The sequence below is a fragment of the Enterococcus mundtii genome (genome assembly GCF_003957375.1).
GTDB classification, from domain to species: domain Bacteria; phylum Bacillota; class Bacilli; order Lactobacillales; family Enterococcaceae; genus Enterococcus_B; species Enterococcus_B spodopteracolus.
Genome location: NZ_CP025473.1, coordinates 1741338 through 1753713, shown reverse-complemented (window position 1 = coordinate 1753713; position 12376 = coordinate 1741338). Strand labels below are relative to the sequence as shown.

The following is a 12376-nucleotide window of genomic DNA, read 5'->3' as shown; positions in this document are numbered from 1 at the left end:
AATTTTTCTATTTAATCCCATCAATTTGAAAGGAGCATACAATATGGAAACACCTCTAACGAAGAATAATTATATGAGTCAGTTTCAAGAAAACATGCAAAGAGATAAAAGAGACATTGAAGAACTAGATGACTATTTGATACAACAGTTCGAGCAACTTGATCAATTGATAAATACAATTTCATCAGATAATTTTTTCTTAAAGCTTCCTATAATTCTAGGAATTGATGCAAAATTAACACTAATTACAGAGTTAATTCAATTTGATCAATTAAAAATAAAAGAGATTCTGCGAATAGTTGAAACAGACTATTCTACGTACTTCAAGGAAATTTGTGAGCTTGATTTAAGTGCAAAGAACAAATATTCGATGGTATATAATATATTATAAAAAATTTACTTATAAAATAAAGTGTGCAGAAAATCACAGTAAATAATAAATTGGCTGAGAGTTTGGGGCAATTAAACAAACTTAAACGGAGGATGCAGCTGACTTAGCAACAAACTATGTCATTCAATTATTTATTTCTGACTCTACAGAGACAGATGTAATACAGGGCATATTAACACTGACTTTGGCATTATAGATGTAGTGAGTGATAAAGATGATGCGACACTAGATAGAAATGGTGAAATATAGTTTTTACGAGATTATAGAAATGCATAACGTTTATAGCGTTACTTTAGTATGTGTCCGTTGATTCAAGCATGAATTGGTGACTGATTGTCTTAATCATTTTACGTGAAATTATTTTTTATCTCCTCATCTATAAAAGAAAACAAAAGCAAACGGATAAAGGTGATGAGAAGGAGTGAATGCAATGCTCTTAAGATTAAGAAGACTAATGCTTTTTTTAGGAACGATAGTTCTATTTATTCAAATAGTATTCATACCAACAAGAATGTTCTCTGCAGAGATAACGATAGACACAGACGAACATGAACAACAAGTAGAAATACCACACGAAAGAAACTCTTTAGAAAATTTGGCTGATGCTCCTCACCTTTTCTTTACTCAATCTCAATTGAAAGGAGCGGTAAATGAACCGATAAAGGTGAATATTTTTTCTGATCATGAAGTTTCAGAGGTGCGAATCATCTTACCCGAAGAAGCAATAATCATCAGAGAGCAGTTACCAGAAGGAACTTCAGTTGTACAAGGAGAGCAGCCTCATGAATGGTTGATTCAGTCAGAACAGGCTAAAAATACGTTTGCCCTTTCGTTGGAGTTTGACATGATTGGAAACTACGAACTATCGGTTGAAGAAACCACAGTTCATCTTGAAATCAGTGAATGTGAAGAAAGCGGTGACAATAATTCAAGCAGTACAGACATAGATCAGACGTTAAATACTGATATAAAAAACGAACGTAATGTGACTAATCTTTTAATAAATCCAAATTTTGTATTCAATAGAGGAGTGGAGACAACTATCCCTCACTGGGAATTAGCATCATCTACAACGCCGGTTGATGCCCTTTCCAGAAACTTGACTATTTCTCAAGCAACAACTGCAGCAGGTTGGAATAGATTAAGTGACTCTACTTTTCAAATAGGATCACATGCGGCATTGCAAGTTGAACGTCTAAGCGGAACTAGAACTTTAATGGCTAGTCAAACAATTCAAACTGTTCAAGGTCATACGTATGATGTACAAGTAAATGCAAGAAGAATTTCAGCTACAGGGAATTTAGCTATAACTGCTTATAATGGTAATGGGGTAATAGCTGGACCTAATGCATTAAACAGTGCATCGTACTTTTTAAGTTCAAATTACCAAATTTACAGAATGAGATTCACGGCAACTTCTGATCAGACTACGATTGGCTTTCGATTGGATGGACTAAACACAGCTATTACCCAGACTAGAGTAACTCCAGTTCAATATGCATTAAAATTGGAATCACTCCCATCCGTTGGTGGTAATACACAAGCCGATATGGATTTATTGAGTCAAGGGCAAAGTACCAAAATTGGAGCAACGGCTAACTATGGTTATCGGTTTGTCGGTTGGCAGGTGAATACTGGCACGAATGTAGTAATTGATGACCCAAGTGCAACCAATACGACAATTGCTATGGGAAATTCTGATGTTACTCTTCAAGCTTTATTTGAAAAAGAGGGAAGAGTTTTTGTTAATCATATTGATTCTGTGGGAAATAGGTTAGCAGATTCGAAAGAACTCCGGGGAGTTATTGGCGAAAGCTATGAAACAAGCGCATTGGAAATAGAAAAGTATAAATTAATTGAGAAACCAACGAATGCTCAAGGGATTTTTACTGAAGAGAATATAAATGTAACGTATATTTATGATGTTTCTCAAGTTAGTCCTGTTGATCCATTAGAACCAGATATCTATGTCGATCCAGAAAATAAACCAGAACTGCCAGAAGATCAAGGTTTATTAAGTATTGATTTTGTTTCTCAATTTAACTTTGAGACGCAAAAAATATCTGTTAGTGATCAAATTTATTATGCACAACCGCAACGATTATTAAATGTAGATGGAGCAGTAAGCGACAGCGAGGAACGACCAAATTTTGTGCAGATTAGTGATCGTCGTTCCGTCAATGAACGTAATGGTTGGCAGTTATCGGTTACTCAGTACGAGCAATTCCGTAACGAAAGTGGACAGGAATTAACCGGATCTGAAATTCAGTTATTCAATCAAGAACTAGTGACTGCACAAGGTGGAACTACACCTGAACTACAGGAAGAATCCATGCAAAGAATTTTACCAAATACAAGAAAAGTACTTATACAAGCAAAAGGAGAATCTGGGACAGGGACATGGATCTATCGTTTTGGGGATCAAAATACAGCAGATAAAAGTGTGGGTCTCTTTGTACCTAAAGGAACAAATCCAGAAGCAACTAATTATTCGACCAAGTTGACGTGGGAATTAAGTGCAGTTCCTGACAATTAAAAAATAGAGTATGATTTTTTTAATTCTCTAAATCTTTCGACCCTTTCATAAATCAGATCTTCACAAAAATGATAATCTAAAAAATATTAATGGTTTAACGTTGAAAATCAATAAATAGAAAGAATTTTATAGTTAATCATCCCCATAGGAAATAAAGAAAAAAGAAAGGATTATATAAGATGGTAGCAGCCTTAATGAAAGATGAATATATGCGCCAGATTCAAAAAAATCTGTCACAAGAAAAAAAAGAAAACGAAGCACTAAATGAATACTTGGTACAACAGTTCGAACAACTGAATCAATTGACAAGCACGATTTCACCAGACAATTTTTGGGAAAATCTCCCTAAAATTATAGGGATCGATGCGAAACTAACACTAATGGCTGAAATAATTTGTTACGACTATAGTAAATTGCCAATAAAAGAGATTTTGCGGCTTGTAGAGACGGACTAACGTACGTATTTTAAGGAACTTTGTGGCAATGATCTGAGTGCAAACTATAAATATTCGATGGTATTTAATGTAGTATAAATTTCTAAGAAAAGGAAACACCTAAGAACTACTTAGGTGTTTCCTTTTCCACTCTCTTACCAAGATAACGATAAATGGTTGTTCAAGAAACGTTCCATCGTTCGGCAATCGTCTTAATAGACGTATCGTTATCTACTAGAGTCTTCAGTAATTCCAAATCCACCTCTCAGGACGACCACCAAACCTTCCTCTTGCACGTGCAGCTTCTCTTCCAGCAGCCGATCCAAGCCAAAATCTATCATCTCAGGCATTTGTTAGATTCGGTTTTAGATGAAGAATAGCAACAAACCTTTCAGCAATTATTCTATTTTATCGAACAGAAAAAATTGAATCTACTAACAACAGCGCCTATCTATCCAATTTCTGAATATCGTCATGCATTAGTAATGGTGGAAAGAAAAAAACAAAAATATTTTTAAGCTTCGATGTTGACGAATAGGACGACTGATCGAAAACAGAGGCTGGAACATTAGTCCTAGCGCATCTCCTGAAGCCGAATAAATGGCGAGAATAGAAGTGACCTCTTCGGAAATAAGGCGCCATCCACGAAAATTGTTCTTCAAATTTTTGTGGATGGCGCCTTATTTCTTGAGGCTGAACACTTCTGTCTCGGTCTCTTTTTTGTGGAGAAAATAATAGTGATATTTTTTTATGTATTTTCTAAATAAGCAGGCAAAGACAAATAAGTGATTGTTTCCATTAAAAGGCGCCAATCCGCAATCGTCGGAACATTGGAGATTCGATGGATTTGGCAAATCTGTTCATCGATCAGATGGAGATCATAATTACAAACAACTAGATCAGCTTGATACATTTCGATTGATTCTTTTGTTACAGCATGTTCGATTTGAAATTCGATCGTTGACCGTTGCGTAAAAAGTGTCTCAATCTCATTCAGGATATAATCATCTAAAGATGGTGGTCCTTGGATCGTAAATATAATGCGTAAATGCCGCTTCGATTGTTTCATTAAAAGTGAAGCATGAAATGTTGTCAACGCAGCTGCAAGATAGTCAATATGAACAAAACCGAACAAAGGATTATTTTTTAGAAGAGTCAATTTTTCAAGCCACACTTGGTAGATTGCAGAATATCGTTCCTTCATTTGCGTCACCATGGTGGGTGAATGTAATTCATAAGTATGGCTCATTTTAGAAAGTAAACGTGCATTGACCAAATAAGCTTCCATTTTTTCTAGCGTACCGTCCTTGACCATATGTTCTGGGAAAACAGTCGCTAGAAAACGTTGGATTGCTTCGATGACACCAGGAGACTCTTCTCGATAAAATGCATAGGAGCGACCATCATCTAAATTGTTTTGACGTGTGTAGGAAATACAATGAAGTGAGACCAAGTATAACCATATTATTTCATTTAAGGAAAGTGTTTCTTTTGAGCGTGAAAGATAGTAATCCTGCAATAATGGTTCAAGCGAAGAGAAGCCTTTGCTGTTTTTGATCAACACTTTAATACTTCGATTCAGGCTACATAGCTTTTTGCATTTCCATCGTACTTTTGCAATGGATAGCCACAGAGCGGCACGAAAATGACTGAAATGTAAAAAAGCGTGATCTCTTTTATGTCCTTCGTCGACTAAATACTGAGCATCGATTTCGCTATCAGCATCAATGATCGCACTGTCGCCAAAGCTTGAGTAAAATGCAAAAAAACAAAAACGAATATCTTCTTCTTTACCTGATAAAGTCAATGGTCCGGTGGTGATCGTCACACTAAATTCTTTCAAGAGGTTATTCATATGACGAATCGTTTTAAAAATCGTACTTCTAGAGACCATCAAGGTATCGGCTAGTTCATCGGTTGAGTAAGTCATATTATGAAGTAACAGATCCATGATTTGGTAAGTGAGGGTTCTTTTGACTAATAAGGTGATCATCGAATCGATTGTCATTGCTTTTTTGTATTGGAATGATAATAAACCTTTTTGATCGATTTTTAGTGAAACACAATGCTCAATCAGTGCTTGATTGATTTCATCAATATCCTTTTTTAGTGTAGGTTTTGATTTCTCTAAGTTAAGTGCAAGTTCATTGATTGTTAATTGGTTGGTTTTATGTACTAAATTTAATATTTGATATTGTCGTTTAAACTGATTATCAAGTTGTAAGGTGATGGATAAATTTTCCATTATTCTAGCTTCCAATCTTTTTTTTCTGTAAATATGTAAGTAATCGATTTTGACTATAAAGATAAAACACATAGGTAAATAAGGTAAGGGGAAAATATACCTATTATAATTATACAAAAAAAACAAACGTTTGAAATAAAAAATCATTATAATTAAAAAAATTTTTCATAATCAGTAAGATCAGCTAGGGATAAAAATGTTTTTTTATATTTTTTGTTATTTTGAATAATTTCGTTATTTTTTTAGTTGGCAATATTTTTTGCCTGTGAAGATTTCTTTGGTGTATAGTGTGATATTTTTTTCTAAATAACAAAAAAAAAGTATCTTTAAATTTCTGTAATTAATAAAAATATCGATTGTAACAAGGATTTCTAAATGTAAATCAATTTTATAGTATTTTATTTTTATTTATTTTAGAAAAATAAAAATAAAAAAATTTTTTAATAGTGTTATTATAATAAAAAGATGTAGAAATGATAGTTGTGTAAAAACGTTATTTAACATCGCGATTTCATCCTGATTAAGAAGGGGGGGACATACATTCAATTAGTTGAATATAACTAGTGGATCTTTCAAAAAACATGAATAGTCCATTATGACGGTTGGTTGATTTATTTTAGAGGGCTTTTGTTTATGGAATCAACCATTAAATAAGAAAAAATTATGAATAGAATGAAGTAACCCATGTACATTGAGTATAACTTTCTGCCAAAAAATCAGCAGATTACGTCACGTCAAGTAATACGTATAGAGTAGGAGGAAGAAATGACTCATTTTTATAAGAAACAATTTTTACATATTATTGTAATTATCTTGCTGCTTTTTTCGTCATTAGGCAATAGTATCAGTGTTATTGCTGAGGCAATCAACGAGTTAAGGGTAGAAGAACATGTAGAAGATGTTAGCCAAACGCAGGAAACAACAGAAGAAACATTGGTAGAAGGTGATGAGACGATTGAGGATGAGAGTGAACGAGTAGAGGTATCAACCGAAAAAGTGGTGGAAGGTGGAACTTTAGTAGAAACGGAGCCAAGAGGTCTGCAACAGCTAAATAGTTTAAATAATTTTTGGATTTCTCAATTCTTGCAGGGCAGTGCTAGTGGAAATCGTACACAGTTTCCAACAACTTTTAAGAATTATTTTTTAAATGATAGCCGGGCATCCATTGTATGGTCAGGCAACAATCAGTTAGGTAACAGAATTGGAAATAGTATTGAAGGGCGAGTTATGCTGCCTAGACAATTTTTATACCGCAATACTAACGATTTATTGTATGCAGGTGTGAGTTATTCAGAAATGCCTGCAAAAAGTCAGTATCAATTCGGAGTGAATTCGGTTGAACATAGCAATGAAGATTTTCGATTTACTATTAAAGAAACAAATCCTTATCAAATAAAAGCGCCAGTTCTATCTCCCTCAAATAGTAATGAAGGTTCCTTAGCTGACTTTCAACAATATACTATACGTGTTGAAAGAGTCAGAGACGCAAAAAATACAAGTCAAAGGACAAACGCTTTTTCGGTTGATTTGGATTGGGTTTTCAATACGTATTTTTATTATGCCGCTAATTATATTCATATGTATTATGCAAACTATTTTGCAACAGTTGATCAAGCAATTCGTGGCAGTTTTATAGAACTACCCGCTCATACTTTGACGTCTGCTAGAAATCCATCACAAGGAGCTAGTGCGAATCCAACGGCTCCTGTGACCGTATTAGCACAAGGTGCAACAACAACGGTGACTGCTGCAGCACCAGCGACGGGGTATCAGTTTGCGGGATTTGATGTAAGTGGTACAGGAAGTTCGATCACGAATGTGAATACAGCCAATCGAACAGGTACGTTTACGATGGGATCTCAAAATACTAAAGTTACCGCTCGTTATGAGTTGACTAATCGAATGCTAACTTTAGCACGTTCACCACAAGCTGGAAGTGCCAGTAATCCAACTACGCCGACGACCAATCTGTTGGTGGGGACATCAACGAAGGTCACAGCAGATACACCTTCTCCTGGTTATCGTTTAGCCGGCTTCAATGTGACAGGTGACGGTAAGATTACAAATGTTGATTTAGCAAATCGCACAGCCACTTTCACCATGGGAACTGAAAATGCGACAGTCACAGCTGAGTATGCTTCGACGGTCATTCGCAATAAAGCGGATCTTGGGAAATTTTTACGAAGCGAATTTCCTTATGATTCAAATGAACAGACGTACGCGATCGAACCAGAGATAAATCAAACGATTGACATGTCCGGAGAAGGTGGTTTTACAGGTCGTAGTCAATTTTCTGGTAATCTGATCGGAAATGGTACAATCATCAAAAACCTTTCATTAGTAGCTTCAGGAGCTTCTCTTGGATTGATTCAAACGATCGATGGCGACAACCTTTCACGTATAGAAAACTTGAAATTAGAAGGATTACTCGTTAATAATACCAGAACACACTCTAATGTGGCTGGGATCATCGGTCAAGTAGCGAGTGGGAAGTCAGTTGAGCTTGAAAATATCACGATCGATGAAAGCAGTCAAATTGCTGCTAGTCAGCCTGATGGTAATGCAGGATTGATCGGGAACAATCAAGGTTCAGTAATGATCAAAAACAGTGAAGTTTTAGGAACGTTGCATAGCAACACCGCCAACGGACTGTTAGGTGGACTTGTTGGTGCAAATGACGGGCCGTTGATCATTGATAGTAGCCTTTCTCAAGTTACTTTTACTGGAGGTGATTCATACACATTAAATATCGGCGGACTAGTGGGTGCAACCAGTAGCGAGGTAAGGATCACTGATTCTATAAGTGAAAGCCAAACAATCATCAATTCATTAAATGGGACATATCGAGGTGGTATGATTGGTCTAGTGAAATTCTCAGGAGAGGTCACGATCCAACGAAGTATCAATGCTGGTGATATGCGAGGAAATAATAGTTATGTGGGCGGATTCATCGGAAGGTTGTCAGGAAATGCTAGAATTGAGGAAAGCTATCACAATGGGCACGTCCAAGGAAATACAAGTCTAGGAACTGCTGGGTTCATTGGTAAGGCCGATAGCGATGGTGTTCTTGACATCATGGATAGTTATAGTATCGGCTCTTCCAATGGTAATGGTGTGATTGGGAACAATCAATTAACGGATTCTGTGACACTCAGCCAACTCTTTGTCGCAGGATTTACAGGGGGGAACCCATTACTTCAGGTACGATGGGTATCACGGCGACTAATGTTTATTTTGATTCCAGTACGACGAATAAGTCAACGACGACTGGAGTTGGAGAAGCGAAAACAACGCTAGAGTTGATTGAAGAAACAACCACTGCACTAGGTTTCGGAAGTCGTTGGCAAACTGACTTTTCAGTGGATCAGCGCACGAATAAAACCTATCCATATCTTAGTTGGCAGACCCAAAATACCCAACCATCTATGTTTTTTGAAAGTATCGATCCGATGGTTGATCATCCAGTGACAGGCAATCAAGTGTCCGTAACGTTAGACCTAAAACAAGAGCCATTGAAACTATTCAATCCATATAGTTCTGGCTTAGCAGGTGAAGCCACAGAAGGAACTTTCGGTTTCAATCAAGGCAATGTTAAAAATGTATCAATTGGGGTGATCAATCAACAAGGAGTTGTGGGCTTTACCGCACGGCGAATGAGTTTGACACTGGGGCGTGATCCCTTAACAGGAAGTGCAGCTGATCCAATTGCTGTCCAGACGAATTTTATCGAAGGGGATACAACAACGATTCAGGCGGCTGAAGCAAATGCTGGATATCGTTTTGTTGGATTTAGCGTGACAGGCACAGGAAGTATCGTAACAAATGTTGATCAAAAAAATCGAACAGCTACTTTTTCGATGGGGACAGAAGATGCAACTGTGACAGCAAATTATGTGCAAACGGTCATTCGAACAGCAGAGGATCTAAGTCGTTTTTTGAACAGTCAAGTGCCTTTTGATGAAGATGATAAAGACTATTCGATTGAACCAGAAGATGGAATATCAATCGATATGGCAAATGCAGGAACTTTTTCAGGCAGACGAGTGTATGGAGCGAAATTGATCGGTAATCATGCGATCATCAAGAATTTGACGTTGACTAGTGGAGAATTAGACTTAGCTTTTATTCATTCAGTCGGAAACGATCCTTTACGAATTGAGAATCTAACATTTGAAAATCTAAGGGTGTCAAATACTAGAGGACAGTCATATACCAACTATACTGCAGGAGTGATTGCCCAAATCAGCACAGGGAGTATTGTTGAACTTGATAATATCAGGATAGACAGTAAAAGTAGTATTGTTTCAAACCAGTCAGATGGAAGCGGGGCTTTTGTTGGAAACAACACTGGACAACTAATAATTACGAATAGCCAAGTATCAAGTAATCTTCATTCGAATACTTCAAACGGTCTACTAGGGGGTCTCGTCGGTCGCACGACAGGCGTGCTTACCATGGGGCACTCTAGTTCAAAAGTGAATTTTACTGGTGGGAATAATTATACTTTGAATTTAGGCGGTTTGATCGGTCAAGCATCTGGTACAGTAACGATTACCGACACGCTTAGTGAGACGCGCTCGACAGTTAATTCTTCAACTACCAGCTATCGTGGAGGACTGATTGGCTATGTTACAGAAATTGGTCAAGTTCAGATTGAACGCAGTATCAATTCGAGTGATATACGAAGTGGGAATAGTTATGTTGGCGGGTTTATTGGTCGTTTAGCAGGAAATGCGACGATCAATGAGAGTTATCATAATGGATATATGCTTGGAAGTCTATCCAATGGTTCCGCGGGATTTGTTGGTAAGCTCGAAGGAAATGGTCACTTAACGATGATAGATAATTATAGCGTTGGTTCAACGAACGGACATGGGGTGATCGGAATAGTCGATTCGACTGCAACTGCAAAGCTCACAAACTTGTTCGTCGCAGGTTTTACTGCAGGTGAAGCAATTTCGAATACTACAACTGGGATTACAGCAAGTAATGTTTATTTTGATGCAAGCACTACAAGGAAAACGACGACAACTGGTGTGGGTGAAGCTCGTAGTACTACAGGATTGATCGATAGAACTATAACTGAGCTTGGGTTTGGTGAAAAGTGGCTCACAGGTTTTGCTATGGAGAGCAGTGCTAATCGAACTTATCCCTATTTGAAGTGGCAGACGAACGGGTCACAAACATCCGAGTTCTTTAACTCGATCCAACCAGAAGTAGATACAGCTGTCTCAACAAACCAAGTAACAGTAACTCTAGATCTTGCAGGACAACCTGTTTACTTATTCAATCCATATCAAGCGGAATTGGCAGGAGAGATCACAACAGGTACATTCCAAATCAATCGGAATAATGCCGAACGTTTTTCCATCGGGGTCATCAATGAACAAGGCGTCATTGGTTTTACTGGTATCGGAAATTACACAGATTTCCAGCCAAAGAATCAAGTCTTGAACTATGGATATGGGGAAACAGATTACCAGGCAATGGACTTTGTCACAGTATTCAAAGATCAAACGGAAACAAAGGATTATGACGCACGTTTTGTAAGTTTTCCTGATTCGTTGAATGGTAAATCTGCACGAGTAGAGGTTTCGAAAAATGGCACAGTATTAGCTACGGTCGATGTGCCAGTCACTTATCAGTTTGGTCATTCTTTGAATATACGAGGAATTAAATATACTGACTTCGATCACGATACACGGGCTGCAACATTTAGTTTGAACCGAGATCAAACACAGATTACTGCAACTTATGAATATGGATTATCTAATCAAGAGATTCATTACAGGTTCGCGAATGAGCTTTATTATGAATTTAAACACTTTGAAGGTTCCACTATCAAAAATGGTCCATTGAACAATATGACTGCTGATACAGTTTTTTCAGTAGAGGGTGGAGACTTAGTGAAGATTTTGGATGGTTTCGGAACAAATCGAAGACTATCAGTTGCGAAAGGCGAGATCGTGGAAATTTTCCATGCAGAGGTCAATGGCAGACTGGACAACTTCAAAGATAACGTGGTGCAGCCAAGAATATCGGATAATCGAAGTCGTTATCAAATTACCGCGAATGGATTTGAACGATTAAACATTGATCGTTTAAATCCAAGGGAACAAAAAGCAACGTTAGGAATGTCTCGTGAAGATATGGATCGTCAAATTGGACGATATTTGGATATCAGTCAATATCCTACCTTGAAAATTGAAGGGTTCACCCAATATCCCAATACGTCAAAAGAAGGAGCGACGACTGGCAAAATCGTTGTCAGCGAGTCATTGGTTAATGGCGAAACAGCTACATGGGAGTATACCATTCCTTTTGTGGTGGAAAGTGATCTAGCAATCCATGTAACGTTACCGGTTCGGATGGCCTTTAACGTCTTAGACGATCAAGTGACTAGCGATGATTACCAAGTGGTCAATCATTCGACAACGACAGAACTGACAGTTTCCTTCCATACCAAAAACGATGTGGAATTAGCAAGTACTTCGAATATTGTCTTTTTAGATTCATTGGAACAAGAGGTGACAAGCGAATCGATGTTTTTATATTTGCAACGAAGAGGTGCGACCTTATCTGACAAGCCTTTAGTTGGACAAGAAAGTACTTTTGCTGGTGCACAGTGGACTGAATCAATGTCAGCAGATTCTCGAATGTCACTTCATTTTACAGGGAAATATTTTGGTGATGCCACACAAAATAATAAAGTAACAGGCAAGCTAAGTTTACACCTTGCTGCGAAGATAAATTGAACACACACAAGAAGG

The 12376-nt window shown here is 37.3% G+C and carries 6 protein-coding genes and 1 pseudogene; 5 read left to right on the top strand and 2 right to left on the bottom strand.

Annotated features, from left to right (window positions below; genetic code table 11):
* Positions 1-43: 43 nt before the first annotated feature.
* From CYK55_RS08580 to CYK55_RS08570, 3 genes are all read left to right on the top strand, one after another.
* On the top strand, positions 44-391 hold the full coding sequence (locus tag CYK55_RS08580; RefSeq protein ID WP_034687765.1) for a DUF7006 family protein: 348 nt from the start codon (positions 44-46) through the stop codon (positions 389-391).
* A 430-nt stretch (positions 392-821) separates the two neighbouring features.
* Positions 822-2927 carry a WxL domain-containing protein gene (locus CYK55_RS08575; RefSeq protein WP_126134192.1) on the top strand — a complete coding sequence of 702 codons (2106 nt, stop codon included), beginning with the start codon at positions 822-824 and terminating at the stop codon, positions 2925-2927.
* Positions 2928-3106: 179 nt separating this feature from the next.
* Positions 3107-3382, top strand: a complete 276-nt coding sequence (locus CYK55_RS08570) for a DUF7006 family protein (protein WP_051536113.1) — start codon at positions 3107-3109, stop codon at positions 3380-3382.
* A 160-nt stretch (positions 3383-3542) separates the two neighbouring features.
* Here the strand turns inward: CYK55_RS08570 and CYK55_RS08565 are convergent.
* Together CYK55_RS08565 and CYK55_RS08560 are read right to left on the bottom strand one after the other, a co-directional pair.
* Positions 3543-3682, bottom strand: a pseudogene (locus CYK55_RS08565) (helix-turn-helix domain-containing protein); the annotation flags it as partial.
* Between the two features lie 427 nt (positions 3683-4109).
* Complete coding sequence (locus CYK55_RS08560; protein ID WP_126134191.1) at positions 4110-5606, bottom strand: helix-turn-helix domain-containing protein; 1497 nt, start codon at positions 5604-5606, stop codon at positions 4110-4112.
* Positions 5607-6371: 765 nt separating this feature from the next.
* On the opposite strand from CYK55_RS08560, the gene CYK55_RS08555 reads away from it, so the two are divergent.
* Both CYK55_RS08555 and CYK55_RS08550 read left to right on the top strand, forming a co-directional pair.
* A complete protein-coding gene (locus CYK55_RS08555; protein WP_126134190.1) occupies positions 6372-8903 on the top strand; it encodes an InlB B-repeat-containing protein in 2532 nt (843 codons plus the stop codon).
* Positions 8813-12361: an InlB B-repeat-containing protein gene (locus CYK55_RS08550; RefSeq protein ID WP_126134189.1), complete on the top strand. Its 3549-nt coding sequence runs from the start codon at positions 8813-8815 to the stop codon at positions 12359-12361. The genes CYK55_RS08555 and CYK55_RS08550 overlap by 91 nt, the downstream gene beginning before the upstream one ends.
* Positions 12362-12376 lie beyond the last annotated feature (15 nt).

Coding starts and splice junctions, on each gene's coding strand:
- CYK55_RS08580 (WP_034687765.1), top strand. CDS start 44: ATGGAAACACCTCTAACGAAGAATAATTATATGAGTCAGTTTCAAGAA.
- CYK55_RS08575 (WP_126134192.1), top strand. CDS start 822: ATGCTCTTAAGATTAAGAAGACTAATGCTTTTTTTAGGAACGATAGTT.
- CYK55_RS08570 (WP_051536113.1), top strand. CDS start 3,107: ATGGTAGCAGCCTTAATGAAAGATGAATATATGCGCCAGATTCAAAAA.
- CYK55_RS08560 (WP_126134191.1), bottom strand. CDS start 5,606: ATGGAAAATTTATCCATCACCTTACAACTTGATAATCAGTTTAAACGA.
- CYK55_RS08555 (WP_126134190.1), top strand. CDS start 6,372: ATGACTCATTTTTATAAGAAACAATTTTTACATATTATTGTAATTATC.
- CYK55_RS08550 (WP_126134189.1), top strand. CDS start 8,813: ATGGGTATCACGGCGACTAATGTTTATTTTGATTCCAGTACGACGAAT.